This is a genomic window from Haladaptatus sp., assembly GCF_049589095.1.
Lineage (GTDB): Archaea > Halobacteriota > Halobacteria > Halobacteriales > Haladaptataceae > Haladaptatus.
On the sequence record NZ_JBAWAC010000292.1, the window covers coordinates 1 to 18,299 of the forward strand.

The 18,299-nt window shown below is 63.0% G+C and carries 18 protein-coding genes; 12 read left to right on the top strand and 6 right to left on the bottom strand.

Annotation, left to right across the window (positions count from 1 at the left end; genetic code table 11):
- From thiD to WBV42_RS09480, 3 genes are all read right to left on the bottom strand, one after another.
- The coding region (gene thiD, locus WBV42_RS09470; protein WP_423985804.1) for a bifunctional hydroxymethylpyrimidine kinase/phosphomethylpyrimidine kinase at window positions 1-1,051 on the bottom strand (1,051 nt) is incomplete at its 3' end.
- The gene (locus WBV42_RS09475; protein WP_423985805.1) at window positions 1,044-2,054 is read right to left on the bottom strand and encodes an AIR synthase family protein; all 1,011 of its coding nucleotides are present in this window, start codon (window positions 2,052-2,054) and stop codon (window positions 1,044-1,046) included. The genes thiD and WBV42_RS09475, both read right to left, overlap by 8 nt.
- A gap of 39 nt (window positions 2,055-2,093) precedes the next feature.
- Window positions 2,094-3,107, bottom strand: coding sequence for an AIR synthase family protein (locus WBV42_RS09480; RefSeq protein ID WP_423985806.1), 1,014 nt, complete (start codon window positions 3,105-3,107; stop codon window positions 2,094-2,096).
- A gap of 275 nt (window positions 3,108-3,382) precedes the next feature.
- Here WBV42_RS09480 and WBV42_RS09485 point away from each other — a divergent pair, with 275 nt between their 5' ends.
- From WBV42_RS09485 to WBV42_RS09495, 3 genes are all read left to right on the top strand, one after another.
- Window positions 3,383-4,243 carry an NmrA/HSCARG family protein gene (locus WBV42_RS09485; protein WP_423985807.1) on the top strand — a complete coding sequence of 287 codons (861 nt, stop codon included), beginning with the start codon at window positions 3,383-3,385 and terminating at the stop codon, window positions 4,241-4,243.
- Window positions 4,244-4,285: 42 nt separating this feature from the next.
- Window positions 4,286-4,798 (top strand): gamma carbonic anhydrase family protein, encoded by a 513-nt coding sequence (locus WBV42_RS09490; RefSeq protein WP_423985808.1) that lies wholly within the window; start codon window positions 4,286-4,288, stop codon window positions 4,796-4,798.
- 173 nt (window positions 4,799-4,971) lie between these two features.
- On the top strand, window positions 4,972-6,483 hold the full coding sequence (locus WBV42_RS09495; protein ID WP_423985809.1) for an alpha,alpha-trehalose-phosphate synthase (UDP-forming): 1,512 nt from the start codon (window positions 4,972-4,974) through the stop codon (window positions 6,481-6,483).
- Between the two features lie 115 nt (window positions 6,484-6,598).
- Here the strand turns inward: WBV42_RS09495 and WBV42_RS09500 are convergent, their stop codons facing one another.
- Entirely contained in the window at window positions 6,599-7,978 is a 1,380-nt protein-coding gene (locus WBV42_RS09500; protein WP_423985810.1) for a nicotinate phosphoribosyltransferase, read from the bottom strand.
- 123 nt (window positions 7,979-8,101) lie between these two features.
- On the opposite strand from WBV42_RS09500, the gene WBV42_RS09505 reads away from it, so the two are divergent.
- The 4 genes from WBV42_RS09505 (at window position 8,102) to WBV42_RS09520 (ending at window position 11,259) form a co-directional block, all read left to right on the top strand.
- The gene (locus WBV42_RS09505) at window positions 8,102-8,233 is read left to right on the top strand and encodes a hypothetical protein (RefSeq protein WP_255359094.1); all 132 of its coding nucleotides are present in this window, start codon (window positions 8,102-8,104) and stop codon (window positions 8,231-8,233) included.
- 83 nt (window positions 8,234-8,316) lie between these two features.
- Window positions 8,317-9,657: a RimK/LysX family protein gene (locus WBV42_RS09510; protein WP_423985811.1), complete on the top strand. Its 1,341-nt coding sequence runs from the start codon at window positions 8,317-8,319 to the stop codon at window positions 9,655-9,657.
- 168 nt (window positions 9,658-9,825) lie between these two features.
- Window positions 9,826-11,058, top strand: coding sequence for an HAD hydrolase family protein (locus WBV42_RS09515; RefSeq protein WP_253226540.1), 1,233 nt, complete (start codon window positions 9,826-9,828; stop codon window positions 11,056-11,058).
- A 57-nt stretch (window positions 11,059-11,115) separates the two neighbouring features.
- The gene (locus WBV42_RS09520) at window positions 11,116-11,259 is read left to right on the top strand and encodes a TRASH domain-containing protein (protein WP_423985812.1); all 144 of its coding nucleotides are present in this window, start codon (window positions 11,116-11,118) and stop codon (window positions 11,257-11,259) included.
- 128 nt (window positions 11,260-11,387) lie between these two features.
- Here WBV42_RS09520 and WBV42_RS09525 read toward each other — a convergent pair whose 3' ends face one another.
- On the bottom strand, window positions 11,388-11,654 hold the full coding sequence (locus WBV42_RS09525) for a MoaD/ThiS family protein (RefSeq protein ID WP_066143953.1): 267 nt from the start codon (window positions 11,652-11,654) through the stop codon (window positions 11,388-11,390).
- Between the two features lie 137 nt (window positions 11,655-11,791).
- On the opposite strand from WBV42_RS09525, the gene WBV42_RS09530 reads away from it, so the two are divergent.
- Both WBV42_RS09530 and WBV42_RS09535 read left to right on the top strand, forming a co-directional pair.
- The gene (locus tag WBV42_RS09530) at window positions 11,792-12,706 is read left to right on the top strand and encodes a dihydrodipicolinate synthase family protein (RefSeq protein WP_423985813.1); all 915 of its coding nucleotides are present in this window, start codon (window positions 11,792-11,794) and stop codon (window positions 12,704-12,706) included.
- 85 nt (window positions 12,707-12,791) lie between these two features.
- Window positions 12,792-13,631, top strand: a complete 840-nt coding sequence (locus tag WBV42_RS09535; RefSeq protein WP_423985814.1) for a NosD domain-containing protein — start codon at window positions 12,792-12,794, stop codon at window positions 13,629-13,631.
- Here WBV42_RS09535 and WBV42_RS09540 read toward each other — a convergent pair.
- On the bottom strand, window positions 13,615-14,529 hold the full coding sequence (locus WBV42_RS09540) for a cellulase family glycosylhydrolase (protein ID WP_423985815.1): 915 nt from the start codon (window positions 14,527-14,529) through the stop codon (window positions 13,615-13,617). The genes WBV42_RS09535 and WBV42_RS09540 overlap by 17 nt on opposite strands.
- Window positions 14,530-15,087: 558 nt before the next feature.
- Here WBV42_RS09540 and WBV42_RS09545 point away from each other — a divergent pair.
- From WBV42_RS09545 to WBV42_RS09555, 3 genes are all read left to right on the top strand, one after another.
- The gene (locus WBV42_RS09545) at window positions 15,088-15,213 is read left to right on the top strand and encodes a hypothetical protein (RefSeq protein ID WP_256486879.1); all 126 of its coding nucleotides are present in this window, start codon (window positions 15,088-15,090) and stop codon (window positions 15,211-15,213) included.
- Window positions 15,214-15,263: 50 nt separating this feature from the next.
- A complete protein-coding gene (locus WBV42_RS09550) occupies window positions 15,264-16,502 on the top strand; it encodes a mandelate racemase/muconate lactonizing enzyme family protein (RefSeq protein WP_423985816.1) in 1,239 nt (412 codons plus the stop codon).
- Window positions 16,503-16,873: 371 nt separating this feature from the next.
- Window positions 16,874-18,299: PQQ-binding-like beta-propeller repeat protein (locus tag WBV42_RS09555; RefSeq protein ID WP_423985817.1), on the top strand; the 1,426-nt coding region annotated here is incomplete at its 3' end.

Consider the following 18,299-nt stretch of genomic DNA (forward strand, 5'->3'; position numbering starts at 1 on the left):
CCGAGAGCAGGAACCGAGCGACGTGGCTCGACGCGCTGAACCGCACGCCGCGGTTCGGTTTCACGCCGGTCATGGTTCGCGTGATTCGCCCCTCAACGGCGGCGGTTTCGTCCACCTCCTCGGCGTACGGCGTCGCCCCGACAACGTTCATCCCGACCTCCGGGACGAGGGCGCTCACGTCCCGCTCGACGAACGACTGAACGACGCTTTCGACCGCCTCGGCCGTGTCGTTCCGCGCCGCACGGTTCCGGAGTTCGACGAGGTGGTGAACCGCTCCCGGTCCCTCGCCGACGTCGGCAGCGTAGCGGACCGCGCGCTCCATGAACTCCGTCGCGCCGCCGACTGCCGTTCGAAGGTCGTCGCCCAACGCGAGTCGGGCGGTGATCGCGCTGGCGAGCGTGCATCCCGACCCGTGAGTCGCATCCGTGTCGATGCGCGGATGCTCGAAGACTTCGATGCCGTCGGCCGTGGCGAGCACGTCCCGAACCGTCTCGCCGGGGACGTGACCACCCTTCACGAGCGCGGCGTCCGCACCCATCTCGCGGAGCGCCTCGCCCGCGGCCGCGGCGCTCTCGTCGTCCGTTAGCTCGATGCCCGTCAGGACTTCGGCCTCGTCCGTGTTGGGCGTAACGAGGGTCGCGTGGGTGAACAGGTCCGCGTAGGCTTCCTCACCCGCCGAGTCGAGCAGTCGGTCGCCCGACGCCGCGACCATCACGGGGTCCACGACGGCCGGGATTTCCAGACCGGAGACCTGCTCCGCGACGCTCCGGACGACCGGGGCTTCCGCGAGCATGCCGGTCTTGACCGCCCGAACGTCGAAATCCGAGAGGACGGCCTCACACTGGGCTTCGACATCCTCGACCGGGAGCGTGGTAAACTCCTCGACGCCGCGGGTGTTCTGTGCCGTGACGCTCGTGATGGCGCTGGTGCCGAACACGCCGTGTGCTTCCATCGTCTTCAAGTCGGCCTGAATCCCCGCGCCGCCGCCGGAGTCGCTTCCGGCGATGGTCAGCGCGACGGGGAGGGAGACCGGTGCTGGTTCTCTACTCATGTTCCATGAACTCCTCGAAGGCACCCCAGAACGGGTCCACCTCGGGATGTTCGATTTCCTCACCGTCCACCGTGACGCTGGTGCCGTCCCGAACCTCGCCGATGTCACCCGCCGGAATCCCGGCGTCGTCGAACGCGGCGAGGACGCCGTCGGCGTCCTCCGGCGCGACGGCCAGCAACAGCGTTCCCTCGCTGATGGAGGACCACGGGTCGATGTCGAAGAACTCGCAGGCCTCCAGCACGCCCGGCAGGACCGGAACGTCGTCGTGGCGCACGTCGAGTCGGACCCCGCTCGCGGCCGCCATCTCGGTCAACGCGCCGTGCACGCCGCCCTCCGTCGCGTCGTGCATGGCCGACACGTCGCCCGCCTCCGCCGCTATCCGGGCGTCCTCGACCGGACTCATGTCGTAAAACCGGTCTTTCGCCTGCTCGACGGTCTCCTCCGGAAAGTCCATCAGGTCCTCGAACTGGTTGCTCAGGAGGCCGGTTGCCTCGACTGCCGGACCTTTCGTGAGCAGGACGCGGTCGCCGGGGCGCGCGCCGTTCGGTCGGACCACGTCGTCCGGGTCGCCGACGGCCATCGCGGTGGCCCCGCCGACCATCGGGTAGTTACAGCCCGCGTATCTGGCGGTGTGTCCCGTGACGACGCTGACGTTCATCTCGTTGGCCTCACGGTCGAACGTCTGCCAAATCGTGGCGAACTGCTCGTCCGTGATCTCCGGCGGGAGGTTGAAATCCACCGCGAGATGGGTGGGTTGCAGGCCGCTCACCGCCACGTCGCTCATCAGGATGTGGAACGCGAACCACGCCGCCCGCTCAAAGCCGAGCGAGGGCATGACGTAGATGGGGTCGGTCGCGGTGGCGACCGCTTTGTCGCCGACCTTCATCACGCCGAAATCGACGCCGTGCTGTGGCCCCAGCGTCACGTCGTCGCGCTCCGCACCGAGGTGCGGGAAGATGTACTCCTCGAAGAATTCGCTGTCTACTTTGCCGAGATCGGTCATCACGTCGAGATATTACTTGGTTGTATTTAGCGGTGGTGTTCACTCCCGGTCGGCCGACAACTCGGCGAATACCTGCAACGAGGGGTCTACATCGGGATGCTCGATTCGGTCGCCATCGACGTAGACGCCATCGCCCTCGCTCACCTTCCCCATTTCGGCCGCCGGAATATCCGCGTCGTCGAACGCGGCGAGGACGGTTTCGGCGGCCTCGGCTTCGACCGTCAGGACGAGCGTCCCCTCGGTCGTGGAGGCCCACGGATCGATATCGAAATAGTTGCAGGCTTCCAGCACGCCCGGCAGAATCGGCACGTCGGCGTGGCTCACGTCGAAGCGGACGCCCGCCGAGCGCGCCATCTCGACCAGCGCGCCGTGAATCCCGCACTCAGTCGCGTCGTGCATGGCCGTCACGCCGCCCGCATCGGCCGCGACCAGCGCGTCCTCGACCGGACTCATGTCGTAGAACCGGTCCTTGGCGTCCGCGATATCGTCCTCCGGCAGGTCGATCCGGTCCTCGAACAGCGTCACCAGAAAACCCGCCGTCTCCACGCCCGGTCCCTTCGTCACCAACACGCTGTCGCCCGGTCTCGCTCCGTCCGGGCGGACGAGGTCTTGCTTCTCTCCGATGGCCAACGTCGTCGCGCCGCCGACCCACGGATACTGACAGCCCGAATAGCGGGCGGTGTGTCCCGTGACGATGCTGACGCCCAGCTTATTCGCCTCGCGGTCGAAGGTTTTCCAGACCTCCGCGAACTCCTCGTCCGTGATCTCCGGCGGGAGGTTGAACTCCACCGCGAGGTGGCTCGGACGCAGGCCGCTCACCGCCACGTCGCTCATCACGACGTGGAACGCGAACCATCCGGCCTTCTCGAAGCCGAGTTCCGGGAGCAGCGAGAGCGGGTCCGTGGCGAGCGCGACGACGTGGTCGCCAACATCGATTACGCCAAAGTCCACGCCGTGTTTCGGGCCGAGGAGTTCGTCCTCGCGCTCCGCGCCGAGATAGGGGTAGATGTGTTCGTCGAAGAAATCGCGGTCTATCTTCCCGATATCGGTCATACGGAACGTATTTCCGCCGCGCACAAATCCGTGCTGATTCGTGGAATCGGGGATTCAACGGAATTTGCCACGAGAGGTCACCGCGATTTCCGTGGCGACGATCGCCGAGCGACGATGAAACCACACCGCACCCGCTTGCTTGCGGCGTTGGCGTGAGACGACGATATTGCTGCGAGCAGATGCTTTCGAGGTCGTCGTAGCAATCGGGAAATCGGAACGAGGGTACCCGCGACGGCGACAACGACTAAGCAAATTCGTGGCGTTTTCCGTCCGTTATGCCACCGGAACATGTACTCGTGGCGGGAGCGACGGGACGACAGGGTGGGGCCGTCGCGCGCCACCTCCTGGAACGCGGCGTCGAAGTCCACGCCCTGACCAGGGACGGGGGAAGCGACGCTGCCCGAGAGCTCGACGAACGGGGTGCGGTCGTCGTGGAGGGAAACCTCGGGGAGAAGGAGTCACTCGTGGACGCCGTGCGCGATGTGGACTGCGTGTACGGCGTCACCACGTCGGCCGCTGGATTGGACGCCGAAGTCGAACAGGGGACGAACCTCGGGGAAGTCGCCGCCGACCACGACGTCGATCACTTCGTGTTCAGTTCGGTGTGGGGTGCGAACGAGGGGTCGGGCGTTCCGTTCTTCGACACGAAAGCGACCATCGAGCGCCGACTGTCGGATCTCGATCTGCCGTTGACGGTCGTCCAGCCCGTGTTCTTCATGCAGAACTTGGAGGGCATGCGCGACGACATCATGAACGAGACGCTTTCGATGGCGCTCGAACCGCGCACGCCGTTGTACATGGTGGACGTGGACGACATCGGCGCAATCGTCGCGGAGGCCTTCGCGAAGCGAGCGAACTACGTCGAGCGGGAAATCGACCTCGCGGGTGACGAACTCACGTTGTCGGCGATGGCGGTTCGGCTGTCGAAGAGTATCGGAATCGACGTGACCGCCGACCACGTTCCTATCGACACCTTCGAAAAGCGGGCGGGAGAGGACTATGCGGCGATGTACCGCTGGTTCAACCGCGGGGATGCACCCATCGACCTCGCCGAGTTGCGGTCGTCTCACGATGTACGGTTGACGCTGTTCGAGGAGTATCTGGACGAACACGAGTGGAGCGGATCGGAAGGCTAGTCTCCCCGCCAGAGCTTTGGGGTCGAACGTCGTGTCAGGTGTATGGTTCGAGCGTACGAGTTCGAAGGGGGCGAGCCGTCGATACACGAGGAGGCCCACGTTTGCCGGGAGGCGACGTTGGTCGGGGACGTGACGGTCGAAGCCGACGCGAGCGTCTGGCCCGGTGCGGTGCTACGGGGTGATGCGGCACCGGTGCGAATCGGCCAAGAGTCACACATCGGGGACAACGCGGTGCTCCACGCGTCGACCGTCGGCGACCGAGTGATGGTCGGTCACGGTGCGGTGCTGAACGAAGCGACGATCGGCGACGGGTCCCTCGTCGGATTTAACGCGACCATAAACACGGACGTCCACGTCGGCGAGCGAAGCATCGTCGCCGCAGGGACCGTGACGCTCGAAGAGGCGGACATCCCGCCGGAATCGTTCGTTCGGGGGGTTCCAGCGCAGGTGACGCCGCTTTCGGAGACGACCATCGACGCGGCGGACATCTTCGAATCGTACTCGTCGGGCGAGTATACAGGGCTAGCCGAGCGCCACGAAGGACTGTTCGAGTAGGATCGATACGGAGGTGAAGCGGGTCGATACGGCCGGGTCAGAGCCTAATAAAGAAACTTGCAAACGCAACCCATGCAGTGATTGGTTTGACCCTCGAATATGCGTGATGAGCGACAAAACTAATGAACGAGACTGCTGAAGGATTTGCTGCCGACTCAGGGAGGGGAGATACGATGTCTGATACTGCTCTTCAGTTCGGAAACCGCGAATTGGTCCTGGTGTCGAACAGGGAACCGTACGTCCACGAGCGAGTGGACGGTGAGATTCAAGTTGTTCGACCGACCGGCGGCCTCACGTCCGCGCTCGATCCCATGATGGCGAGCACCGGAGGAACGTGGGTCGCGTGGGGGAGCGGCGACGGCGACGACGAGATGAGCGACGAGGACGGTTGCGTTCGCGTCCCGCCGGAGTCTCCCTCGTACGACTTGAAGCGCGTCTCGCTCACGGACGAACAGGTACAGAACTACTACTACGGCTACAGCAATCAGGTGCTCTGGCCAATGTGTCACTCCGATACGGCCAAGATGACGCCGAAACCGGAGTTCTGGGAGCACTATCGGGAAACCAACGAACACTTCGCGGACGCGATACGGGAGCAAGTGGACCCATCGGAAGCCGTCATCTGGTTTCAGGATTATCACTTCGCGCTGGCACCGCGACGGATCCGGGAGGAGTGTCCCGACGCGTTCTGCATGCAGTTCTGGCACATCCCGTGGCCGTCGTGGGACGTGCTCCAAAGCTGTCCGGAGTACGAGGAACTGCTCGACGGACTGCTGGCGAACGACCTGCTCGGCTTCCACACCGACCGCTACTGCGAGAACTTCCTCGACTGCGTCGAACGGGCGTTCGACACCGAGGTGGATCACGAAGCCGGGTGGGTTCGCTACGAAGGGCGAACGATTCAGGTCGAATCCTTCCCGCTCGGTATCGACGCCGCGGAACGGCGGCAGCTCGCGGGGTCGACGGAGGCCGACGACGCGTGGGAATCGCTCCGCGAAACGTACGCGCTCGACGCCGACCGGTTGGCCGTCGGGGTTGATCGACTCGACTACACGAAAGGCATCGAGCAACGGCTCGCCGCACTCGAACGGCTCTGGGAGAAATATCCCGAGCGGCGTGAGACGTTCACGTACGTCCAGAAGGCGAGCGAGAGTCGAAGTCAGATCGACGACTATCAGCGCGTCAAGGAGAACGTGACGAGCGAAGTCGAGCGGATCAACGACCGCTTCGGGACGGCGACGTGGCAACCGATCGTCTACATCGACGATCACCTCTCACCGGCCGCGCTGGCCGCGCTCTATCGGGAATCGGATATGGTGCTCGTGAGTTCGCTCCGCGACGGGATGAACCTCGTCGCGAAGGAGTTCGTCGCCTCACAGGTCGACGACCCGGGAGTGTTGGTCCTCAGCGAACTCGTCGGCGCACACGAGGCGCTCGGCGAGTGGGCGATAACCGTCCACCCGAACGACACCGAAGCGTTCGCGGATAGCATCGAGGAAGCCTTGGAGATGGACGAATCGGAGCGAGCGAACCGAATGGAGCCGCTACGAGCGTCGGTAGAGGAAAACGACATCGAGGCGTGGAAGAACAGCGTGCTGCAGAGTGCGAGCAAGGTGTTGAGTCGAAAGGAGACGACGGCCCAACGCGATACGACGGGAACGACAACGGAATACACGAACGAATGAGCGGAAGCGGGTCGGCTTCCGCGTATCGGCGTCCTCCGTATTTCGTGGCGGACCGCTTCCGCCGCACTCCGTAACGGTCTGCTCGGATGCCGCTACGATTTCGACGTCGAGTATCTCATCGGTCCAGCAGGTCGGCCCGACAGTCCTCGGTTAGCTGACGGAGACCGTCGCTGATTTCGACGGGGTAGGAACCCGGCGCACGCAGGTCACGACAGTCGTCCGGGAGACATCGCCGTCGTCTTCCCGCCCGTTCGGCGATTGCGCCGAGTTCGGAGGAGTCGGCGACGCGCTCCCCGTCCTCGTAGACGAACACCAGTTGGTCCTCGCCGGGCGCGTCCTCGCCACGCAGTGCGATCACGTCCTTTTCGTAGGTGCCGTCGTCGTCGTCCTCGATTCTGCGGACGCTCTTCGCCCCGGGGTACGTGACTTTCCCCGACGACAGTTTCATGCTCGGTCGCATCTCGCCGTCGCGTTCGATTTCGGTGAGTTTGTAGACGAGGTCGAGCGACGGGGCATCCCCGCTCGTCGTCAGTGCGGTGCCGGGACCGAATCCGGTCGCCACACCGCCCTCACGCAGGAAGTCGGTGATCTTGTACTCGTCCATGTTGGAGGAGACGAAGATCGGTCGGTCGCCGACGATTTCGGCGACCTCCTTCGAGAGGGAAACGAGGTCGCCGGAGTCGAGTCGCACGCCGACCTCGGCGTCGTGCTCGTCGGTCAGTTCCATCGCCAACTTCGCCCCTTCGACGGTGTCGTAGGTGTCCACCAGCAGAATCGTGTCCTCGTGATACTGATCGAGGAACGTCCCGAAGGCGTCGCGCTCGCTCTCGAAGCTCTGGACCCACGAGTGGGCCATCGTCCCGTACACCGGGAGGGAAAACGCCTCCCCTGCGGAGACGAGCGAGGTTCCGTCGAAGCCGCCGATCGCCGCGGCGCGGGCGGCTTTCATCCCGGCGTCGGTACCGTGGGCGCGTCGGGCACCGAAATCCACGAGCGATTGGCCGTCGCCGTGGCGTTCGACCGCTTCGCGCATCCGGGCGGCTTTGGTCGCCACGAGGCTCTGAAAGCCGACCTGGTTCAACAACAGGGTCTCGAACAGTTGGGCTTCGAAGATGGGGGCGGTCACCTCCACGATGGGCTCGTTCGGGAACACGGGCGTCCCCTCCGGGAGCGCCCGCACGGTGCCAGTGAACTCGAACTCCGCGAGTCGGGAGAGGAAGTCATCGTCGAACCCGCGACCGGCGAGATACGAGATTGCTCGCTCCCCGAACGAGATGGAGTCGATGTAGGCCATCGCCTGTTCGAGTCCGGCCACGAGAACGTACCCCCTATCCGATGGCAGTTTGCGGAAGAAGAGGCTGAACGTCGCCCGCGGGTTGTGGTCCGCGGCGTGATACCCCTGCAACATCGTCAACTCGTAGAGGTCGGTGAACAGCCCCAAGTTTTCGGGCGTGATGTAGCCGAACCGCTCCGCTGGTTGGTTCCCCCCAGTCATAGACGCCGAGACGACGCCGCCACAGTAATAGTTGGGGGACGGTTCGGGTTCGAGTTGGAGAACGGTACGAGTTCGAGAGAACCCGGCGAGACGCGTTTATTCGTCGGGATCCTACATCGTCCCATGAACCTGGAATCGCTCAAACCCGATTTCCTCACGCCAAACTGGAAATGCCACTCGTGCGGGAAGAAGTACTGGCGCAACCCTCGACAGTGCGGCCGCTGTCAGAGCACGGTCTTCGACAAGATTCGATAGCCGATAGTTGGACGGAAGACGACCCCGAAATATTAGCGAAAGAGCAATAACTGTTTTGCTATGAGTTAGCCAATAGCAAACTGATGTCGGGAGAAAAAGCAGTGTCAGTGGGAGTACTCAGCCTCCACAACAGCAAGGAGACGAAGGCTATTTTGAACGCCGTCGAAGCGTTGGGCCACGATCCGGTCTGGCTCCGGCGGGAGAACACGTCCGTCGAGATACGGGACGGTCGTGTCGTGCTCGAACCGGACGTAGACGTCATCGCGAATCGGTTGTTGTTGTCGAAGACGGAGAACCCCGAGGAACTCCTCGGGCTTGCGAACCTGTACGAAAGCCTCGTGCCGATGCTGAACCCGCCGATGTCGGTCCTACAGGCCACTCACAAGTTCTCGGCAGCCGTCCGGTTGGCGGACGAGGGGATTTCGGTTCCCGACGCTATCTTCGCGCTCTCCACGGATCGGCTCAACGGGATCGGCAAGACGTACGGTCCCGAGGCGGTGTACAAGACCGCCATCGGAACCCACGGCGGCGGAACGTGGAAGGTGAATTTGAACACGCCCATCAGTTCACGAGTCGGGAAGCGACAGGCGTTCATCCAACAGCTCATCGAGCAGAACGGGGACGGCCCGCACAGCGACCTGCGCGTCTACGTGGTCGGGGATTCCGTCCTCGGCGGGATGATCCGGTCGGCCCCGGACGAGGAGTGGCGGACGAACGTCGCGCTCGGCGGCGACGTGACGGCGGCAGGTGACGTTCTCACGGACGAGATCGCCCAAATAGCGCTCGATTCAGCACACGCCATCGGACTCGACTACGCTGGCGTGGACCTCATCCGGGACGAGGACGAGTGGTACGTGCTCGAAGTCAACCCGACGGCGGGGTTCAAAGGGTTCTTCCGAGCCACGGGCCACAGTCCGGCACCACACATCGCACGCGCTGCGATCGAGGCGGGCGGCGGAAGCGTGGACGAGAGTCGAATCACGGAACTGACGACGACGCTCGACGATTCGGTTCCGGACTGCAAACCATCGACGGGTAGCCAACGACTGTCGGACCAGCCCACCATCGGCTACACCACCGAGGTCGTCGTCAGCGGGACGACGGGGTCGCGCACCGTCGTCGCCAAGTCTGACACGGGTGCGAGCCGAACCAGTATCGACACCGGAATCGCGGCCGACGTGGGTGCGGGTCCGATTCGGCGCATCTCGCGGGTGCGCTCCGGAAGCTCGAAATCGAGCCGAACCCGACCGGTCGTGGACGTGGTTATCGGCATCGCCGGGAACCACTACACGGTTTCCGCGAACGTCGAGGACAGGAGCCACATGAACAATCCCGTCCTGCTGGGCCGCGATATCCTCGAACACTACCAAGTGGACATCAGCAAGCGAGTGGACGAGACGGAGGGCGGCACCGTCGAGGAGTGAGTGTCAGATTTGTACTGTCCCCAATGGGGACACATCCCGTCGAGGAGGAGTTACCACCTCACGGGCCGAATTCTACTGTATTGGAATCGTGGTTGTAGTCAAATACTCGATCCGACACTATCTGCCACCCTCCCCGACCTTTATCCCGGAATGTGACCCACATCCAGTATGGAACGGTACGATGCTCTCTATCGGCTCTACGACGAATTCGACGCGAAGACCCTTCGAGCGTATCAGGATTTCGTGGACGTATTCCCGCCGGTCGACTCCCGCGTTGCGCTGGAGCACTGGCAGTCGGCGAGCGACGAACTGGAACGGCGAAAGGACGAGATTCGGGACGGGTTCGACGCGGGCGAAACCTACGCGGACGTGGCGGCCCACGCGACCCGCGACCAGGCGTTCACCGCGCTCGACCTCTACTCCAAGTACGGCCGGTCGGTGAACGCGCTCGTGTTGGACGTGGACGAGACGCTGCGGTCGGCGGGCGGGACGGACAACGAGATTCCGCGCGAGACGCTGAACCTGCTCACCGAATTCCACGAGAAGGGCGTGCCCATCGTCGTCTGTACGGGCCAGACGCTGGAGAACGTGAAGGGGTTCGCCATACAGGGACTCGGCAACGAAATCGTCCATTCCGGCACGGTAAGTATCGTCTACGAGGCAGGAACTGGCGTGTTCACGCCCGGCCACGGCGCGGAGACGAAGCGACTGCTGTTCGAGGAGTTGGACGACGAGATTCGAACCGTCTTCGACACGGTGCGCTCGGAGGTGCTCTCCTCGGCACCCGACGAACTCCGGCGGTGTACCCACCTGCAGGGCAACGAGTTCAACATCACGATGAAGCCGAACTTCGAGACGGGGAGTTCGCGGGCGGTCGAAGTCATCGACCGCGCGCTCGTCTATCAAATCGACTTGCTCGGCGAGACGGTGGTCGGGGATGGCGAAGACGGAAGCGAATGGGCGCGGGCGTACTACGCCGACAGCGACCCAGAAATCCGCGGCGTCCTCGAAGCGGCGGACGGGATGCCCAAGACGGACGTTTCGGAGATTCCGGCGGACGTGCGGGACACCTTCGACAGGATCGACGTGGCGTACTACGAGGGTGATGCCGCCGAAATCGGCAGTCGGGAGTTGAACAAAGTGGTCGGCGTGGAGGCCGCGCTGGACGTCCTCGGCGTGGACGAACCGTTCACCCTCGTGATGGGCGACAGCAAGAGCGACCTCCGCGTGATGCAGTGGGTCGACGAGAACGACTGCGGCATCGGTGCCGCGCCGGAACACGCCTCGCGCGACGTGTTGAACCACGTCATTCAGACGGACGAACTCGTCTTCGACCGCGGGAAGGCGGGCGACGTGCTTCGGACGGTGTACGCGTTGAACCGTCTGGCGAGACTGGGATAGCCGACACTTGCGGGTGCAAGCACAGCGCGTTTTCGGTAGGCGTTCGAAGTACCGAACATGGAAGAATGCCCAGTGTGCGGTACGGAACTGTACGTTGATCGGGAGACGGAGTTCGTGGCGCGTCATCTCGGCCGACAGTATCGGTTCTGCTCGGACGACCATCGAACGCAGTTCGAGGAAGTGCCGGGCGAATACGTCTGATATCGCGCACTATTTCGTCACGAAAAAGCGAGGGAAGTAGAGCGTAGCGACTGTAGTGTGTAAAAATCGAGAGAAAGGTCCGTTCGTTCGAACGGAAGGAACCGAGGTAGAGGTCGTGGAAACCGTCGTCAGGCGTGAACCTGTACGCGGACGGTTTCGCCCGGTTCGACGGGACTGCGAACCGAGAGCGGTTCGTGGTCGGACTCCCGGAAGAGGCAGGTGTCCGAGCGGAGGCCGAGTCCGTCCATGATTCCGGCGCGGACCTGCGGACCGTAACGCTCGCCGAGTTTGTCGACGACGTCCGCGACGGTTGCCTCGTCGGGGACTGCCACGCGTGCGTCACGAGTCCCGGTGCGCGCGACCATCGGTCCGGTAAGTTTAACTGTGACGTTCATACTCACACATTGTCCCCCCTGCAACAAAAAGTTTACTCAGTCTCGAAAAACAGCTAACGGGTGAATTTTACTCGTTTTCGGAAAAGAACCCTGCCGAGACGAAATCGCTTATCAGGTCGGAGGACAAGCGTCCGAGTATGTCGCACGCACCAGAACCGGGGACGGACGACCCGCTTTCGCTGCACGGCGTCGTTCCGCCCACGATTACGGCGTTTCACGAAGACGAGTCGGTGAACTACGAAGCCACGGCGGCCCACGCTCAATACGTCGTAGATGGCGGCGCACACGGCGTCTTCCCGCTCGGGACGAACGGCGAGTTCCCGCTCCTGACCGGCGAGGAAAAACGCGGCGTCGTCGAAGCGGTCGTCGATGCGGTGGACGACGTTCCCGTCATCGCGGGCGTCGGTGCGCCGAGCACGTACGAAACCATTCAGAACGCGGAACACGCCGAGTCGGTCGGCGCGGACGGACTCGTCGTCATCACGCCGTTCTACTACCCGCTTGACCACGACGGAGCGCTCGAACACTACCGTCGCGTCTGTGAGGCCGTGGACCTGCCAGTGTACATCTACCACATTCCGAGCAAGACCGGCAACTCGCTGTCGCTCGACACGCTCTCGGACCTCGCCGAGATTCCGAACCTCGCCGGACTCAAGGATTCGAGCAAGGACGTTCCGTGGCTCGGACAGGCCATCGACGACAACCCGGACCTCACGTTCCTCTCGGGGTCGGACTCCCTGATCCTGCCGGGACTCCAACTCGGTTGTACCGGAACCGTAAGCGCAGTGGCGAACGCCTTCCCCGAACTGATCGTTTCCCTCTACGACGCCTATGACGAGGGCGACGAGGAACGCGCCCGCGAACTCCAAAGCGAGGTGTACGCGATTCGGAGCGCGCTGAAGGGCGGGTCGTACATGGCCGGCGTGAAGACGACGCTCGACCTGCTCGACGTGGACTTCTCCCCCGGCCCGCTCCGGAGCCCGCTCAGAAAGATGAACGACGCCGACCGCGAGACGCTCGAATCGGACCTTCGCGCGCTCGGCGTGCTCTGATTTCCCGCTTTTAAACACGGATTTCCACGAGTAGGCCGCCCTTACCGGGAGAGCGTATAACAGGGGGGCCGTCGTGCGTGGGATTATGCTTCAGTCGCGCGTTCTCGCCGTCGGGTTGGTTCTTCTTTGCATCGTCAGTGCCAGCTACGGCGGACTACCTGCCGCATCTACTGCGTCCGCCGCATCCACACCGACACCGCAAACGGCCACGACCGTCGGTTCCTGTACGACGATCACGAAACCGGGAACTTACGTGCTGACTCGCGACGTCCACAACGGGAAGACCGCCATCTCGACCGGTTGTATCGAAATCCGCGCGAACGACGTGGTTCTCGACGGCGGGGGACACACCCTCGACGGATACGGCGTCAGCGACACCAGCGGCGTCCACGTCGATGGGGCGTCGAACGTGACGGTTCGAAACCTCCGAACGCAGGATTGGAATCGCGGGGTGTACGTGGAGGACGCCTCGGACGTGACGGTGCACGACCTCGTCGCCGTGGACAACGCCATCGGGATCGGCGTGACGGGGTCGGACACTCGATTGGTAAACAACACCGTGAGGGGCGACCTTCGCGGCGTCACGCTCGACGATTCGTGGGACGATACGCTGCTCGACAACCGGATCCATCACAATCGCGCCATCGACATCTACGCTCCGGTGGTGCTGGTGCACGGGTTCGGGAACCAACTGAACGTCGGCCCACCACTCGATCCCGACAAGGACGATCGATACGAGGATATGACCGGAAACGGAAAGACCGGCGTCTCGGACGCAGTGGCGTTCCCGATCATCGCCGCCGCCCAGACGAGTGGCCTCGCACACATGCCAGCACAGCAGCGAGCGGCGCTCGATTTCGACGGCGACGGTAACTTCGACCAAGCGGACGTACTGGCCTACGCCGGACTCACGCCCTCCGGATGACTTCCTTCGCCCAATCCGGCCACTCCTTGCGTTCGGTTCCGTGAAACGTGCCGTTGCCGGACATCGATTTGAGTGCGCTCGCGTCCTCCGTGCTCCAGACCGCGCCGTCCTCGTGGAAGACACCGTTGAGGATGCCGCGTTTGCGCTGGCTCAGCATGTAGGCTGGTTTGAGCATGAGCGACCAGAAGAAGTTGCCGACTCCCGACTTCCGGATGACGGGGGCGAGCGAGGCGTAATCCGGGCCGCGCTGGGCCACGGAGACCTCCTTTTGACCCCACCCGAAATCCGCGATGCGTTGCCACTCGGTCAACCAGACGGGCATGTTGATGCTGTTGCGGAGTTCGTTCGCCTGTTGGAGGACGCCACGGTAGATGTCCGTCGTGTTCGGGTAGTTGTAGTGAAACTGGATCACGTCGATCCCCCAGTCGTAGTAATCGGTGGCGTTCGCAAAGCTCGTCGCGCCGATCGTCAGCGGGACGTCGCCGCGTCGCTCGCGGACGTAGTCGAACATGGCGCGTGCGAACCGCTTCTTCCACGGTCGCCAGCCGGGTTCGTTCATCACCTCGATGGCGAGCAGTCGCTCGTCGTCGCGGTAGCGGTTCGTCACCCACTCGGCGAAGCGCTTCGGTTCGTCCCACTGGTCGGGATTCCGCATGACGTGCTTTCCGGGCGACCAAACCGAGGTTCCCGTCCACGGGTCGGTGTCGTAGAGGTTCTTCGGGACCGGCGGACGCCCGACACCCTCGAAGACACCGAGGAGGACCCGGATTCCGTGCTTGTCCGCGGTCGCCAGGAAGTGGTCGAGCGCCCGGCCGAACGATGCGGGGTCGCGTTTCCACGCCTCGTAACTCAACCACGTCCGAATCGCGTTCAGGTTCAGACGGTCGGCAAACCCCATGTCTCGCTCCGTGACCCCACGGTCGTACGTGTTCCACATCTGGAAAGAGTTCATCGCGCGTGAGGGGAGATACATCGCACCACGAACGTCCACAGGAGGGGTCCCGATGTCTGCGACGCATCCGGAAAGCGAGACAGCAGACGCGACACCGGCGAGAAACCCCCGTCTCGTACACCGACGTGTCATGAAATCGCCGACAACGGCCGCACACCTGAAAGTAGTAACCTTTCATCTGACATTTTTCCTCATTGGCCGTTTGATGGGACGGAAGCCACTTCCGGGAATCGAGTGTCGGAACGTCGCGCGAGCCACGTCGCCGAAAACGTCGTGTCGATATCGGGGATCGGAGTACGTCCCCGTGATAGGGTCACCTCACTGAGTGTTTCCCCCGCTACTCCCGGATTAACCCCTGTATAACCGCATGCAGACGGTGGGGTTTTGGGAACGCGAGCGGACCGACATTGGTGTCTCAACGGACAGGAACGGTGGGACTATCAGGGGGCGTAACCGGTTAACTGGTCAATAGTAAGGGTGAGGAGGGTCGAAGGGATACACGAGATGCCTAATCAGCAGACCGAGCCACGGGTCGTCGGCTACTATCGACGTGGGAGATACGAACTTCGCGCCGAGGATTCGATCCACGCGTGGATCAGTGCGGAGACCCCCGTGGATGTGCTCCAGTAATAACGGACGATACCACGTAAACTTTTACTACCGAAGAAGTACCCGCGGGTATGGGACGCGACTATGCGACACTGCACGACCCCAACGCAGAGTACACGATGCGCAATCTCTCCAGCGAAACGATGGGAACGAGGGCATCGCGGGGCGATAAGCGCGACATCGAGATAACGGACGTCCAGACGACGATGATCGACGGGAACTTCCCGTGGACGCTCGTCCGCCTCTACACGGACGCGGGAATCGTCGGCACGGGTGAAGCCTACTGGGGTGCCGGTGTTCCCGAACTCATCGAGCGCATGAAGCCGTTCGTCATCGGCGAGAACCCGCTCGACATCGACCGATTGTTCGAACACCTCGTCCAGAAGATGTCCGGCGAGGGTTCCATCGAAGGCGTAACCATTACCGCCATCTCCGGCATCGAGATCGCGCTGCACGATCTCGCGGGCAAGATTCTCGACATTCCCGCCTACCAACTGCTCGGCGGCAAGTACCGCGACAAGGTTCGCGTCTACTGTGACTGCCACACCGCGGACGAGGCCGACCCCGAGGCGTGTGCCGACGAGGCCGAACGCGTCGTCGAGGAACTGGGCTACGACGCGCTCAAGTTCGACCTCGACGTGCCGTCCGGGTTCGAAAAGGACCGCGCGAACCGCCACCTGCGACCCGGCGAGATTCGTCACAAAGCCGAGATCGTGGAGACGGTCACCGAGCGCGTGAAGGACCGCGCCGACGTCGCCTTCGACTGTCACTGGACGTTCTCGGCCGGGAGCGCGAAACGACTCGCCAAAGCCATCGAGGACTACGACGTGTGGTGGCTCGAAGACCCCGTTCCGCCGGAGAACCTCAAGGTACAGGAAGAGGTCACGAAGTCCACCTCGACGCCCATCACGGTCGGTGAGAACCGCTACCGCGTCACCGAGGAGCGCCGCCTCATCGAGAACCTCGCCGTGGACATCATCGCGCCCGACCTGCCCAAGGTCGGTGGCATGCGCGAAACCCGCAAAATCGCGGACGTCGCCAACCAGTACTACGTCCCCGTCGCCATGCACAACGTCTCCTCGCCCATCGCGACGATGGCGAGCGCGCACGTCGGCACGGCCATCCCGAACTCGCTGGCGGTCGAATACCACTCCTACCAGCTCGGCTGGTGGGAGGACCTCGTGGAGGAGGACGTCATCGAGGACGGCTACATCACGATTCCCGAGAAACCCGGTCTCGGCCTGACGCTCGACATCGACGCCGTCGAGGAGCACATGGTCGAGGGCGAGGAATTGTTCGACGAAGCGTGAGCTTCGTCGAGCCAGTGAGCCTCCGGCTCACGTTGTTTGACGAGGCGTAAGTCTCGTCAAGCCAGCAAATTTCTGATTTGCGTTGTTCGACGGAACCGAAAGGAAGTATTGGAAAGAGTCGATAATTCCAACTCCCCAATACGTTTGCGTTGGGTCACATTCGACGGCTTGCACGTCGACGATTGAAAGCTATTTTTCCGTCATGAGATACTTCCCGAAGGAAGAATATCACACGCCGAAGCCGATTCGACTCGAAGAGGGACGGTATCGAACAAACTTAGAGACATATCCCAGAATTGCCAACATTCGAAACCATTTTCACACGAAATTGGTCGAAAACTATATTCAAACGCCATACTTTCGAATATTCCATGCGCGCAACGAATCGGCGTAATTTCCTCAAGGCGACGACCGTTATCGGCGCGACCCTCGCGGTCGGCGCGGAGTTCGCGGTACAGGCGAAAGAGACCGGTGTCTCGGCCGGTTCGTGGACGACGTTTCGGGGGAACGCGGGGCGAACCGGAGCGACGACCGATAGCGGACCGAACTCGAACGTGGACACGGAGTGGACGTTCGATTTGGACGGCGGGATGGCCACCGTCGAACCGCTCGTCGCGGACGGGACGATATATCTGGCCGTGACGACGACGAACTCCCCGTCGGGCAGCGAGGGATACGTCGCCGCCTACGACCAACGGGAGGGAGCGACGGTGTGGAAGAAAGACGACATCTCGCGCCCGGGGACACCGACGCTCGCCGACGGGACCATCTACTTCGAAACGTACGGTTCCGAGGACGCGGAAGCGACCGGGTTCTTCGCCCTCGACAGCAACAACGGCGAGACGAAGTGGCACAAGGAGAGTTCGCTCGGGTTCTCGAACCCGATGGTGGCGGACGGGACACTGTTCGCCGAGGTGGCGAACGGCATGGCCCAACTCGACCCCGGAACTGGTGACCAGATCTGGAAGACCGACGGTGCGAACGGGAGCGCATGCTACGCCGATGGAACGCTGTTCTCCGAGATTGGAGTCGCGCTCGACACGGGCGACGGCTCCGTTCTGTGGGACGCGTCGGGCGACGACGACGAACTGCAAGCGGTGGCCGATGGGGTGGTGTACGGCGTCGTCAACGATGGCAAGACGAATCACGCCGTCACGGCGCGGTCGGTGGACGACGGGACAGTTCAGTGGACGACACCGATCGACTATTCGGACTACTGGTCTCAAGATCGACTTACGGTCGCGGACGGACGTGTCTACTTCCACGCTGGGGATACGCTGCTGGCACTCGACGCGAAGAGCGGTGAGACGGTGTGGACACACGAGGCAAACGCCACGCTCGCCGGGGCGGTGACGGTCGCCGACGGGACCCTCTACGCCGGTGGACGGGTCGGCGGCGACGGGGGGAACGCGGTGCTCCTCGCCATCGACGCGGCGTCGGGCGAACAGGATTGGCAGTACGAGTTCGGAGGGTGGGATTCCGCGGACACCGGCCCTGCGGCCAACTCGCCCGTCGTCGCCGACGGGAAGGTGTACACCGCGACGTACCCGATGAAATCGACCATCGACTACGAGTATACGAAGTACGGCGACTTCTACGTCCTCGGAAGCGACGGCGAACCGACGACCACGACCACCGACGAAACGACCACGGATACCACGACCACCGACGAAACGACGACCGAAACCACGGGAACCACAACGAATACAGCGACTACGACGACTGCGGATTCGACGACATCCACGACGGAAGCGGGGACGACCACGACTGGAACAACGACCACGACCGGAACGGGGA

Coding starts and splice junctions, on each gene's coding strand:
- WBV42_RS09550 (WP_423985816.1), top strand. CDS start 15,264: ATGGGACGCGACTATGCGACACTGCACGACCCCAACGCAGAGTACACG.
- WBV42_RS09535 (WP_423985814.1), top strand. CDS start 12,792: ATGCTTCAGTCGCGCGTTCTCGCCGTCGGGTTGGTTCTTCTTTGCATC.
- WBV42_RS09510 (WP_423985811.1), top strand. CDS start 8,317: ATGTCGGGAGAAAAAGCAGTGTCAGTGGGAGTACTCAGCCTCCACAAC.
- WBV42_RS09525 (WP_066143953.1), bottom strand. CDS start 11,654: ATGAACGTCACAGTTAAACTTACCGGACCGATGGTCGCGCGCACCGGG.
- WBV42_RS09480 (WP_423985806.1), bottom strand. CDS start 3,107: ATGACCGATATCGGGAAGATAGACCGCGATTTCTTCGACGAACACATC.
- WBV42_RS09545 (WP_256486879.1), top strand. CDS start 15,088: ATGCCTAATCAGCAGACCGAGCCACGGGTCGTCGGCTACTATCGACGT.
- WBV42_RS09540 (WP_423985815.1), bottom strand. CDS start 14,529: ATGGGGTTTGCCGACCGTCTGAACCTGAACGCGATTCGGACGTGGTTG.
- WBV42_RS09520 (WP_423985812.1), top strand. CDS start 11,116: ATGGAAGAATGCCCAGTGTGCGGTACGGAACTGTACGTTGATCGGGAG.
- WBV42_RS09505 (WP_255359094.1), top strand. CDS start 8,102: ATGAACCTGGAATCGCTCAAACCCGATTTCCTCACGCCAAACTGGAAA.
- WBV42_RS09515 (WP_253226540.1), top strand. CDS start 9,826: ATGGAACGGTACGATGCTCTCTATCGGCTCTACGACGAATTCGACGCG.
- WBV42_RS09475 (WP_423985805.1), bottom strand. CDS start 2,054: ATGACCGATCTCGGCAAAGTAGACAGCGAATTCTTCGAGGAGTACATC.
- WBV42_RS09500 (WP_423985810.1), bottom strand. CDS start 7,978: ATGACTGGGGGGAACCAACCAGCGGAGCGGTTCGGCTACATCACGCCC.
- WBV42_RS09485 (WP_423985807.1), top strand. CDS start 3,383: ATGCCACCGGAACATGTACTCGTGGCGGGAGCGACGGGACGACAGGGT.
- WBV42_RS09530 (WP_423985813.1), top strand. CDS start 11,792: ATGTCGCACGCACCAGAACCGGGGACGGACGACCCGCTTTCGCTGCAC.
- WBV42_RS09495 (WP_423985809.1), top strand. CDS start 4,972: ATGTCTGATACTGCTCTTCAGTTCGGAAACCGCGAATTGGTCCTGGTG.
- WBV42_RS09490 (WP_423985808.1), top strand. CDS start 4,286: ATGGTTCGAGCGTACGAGTTCGAAGGGGGCGAGCCGTCGATACACGAG.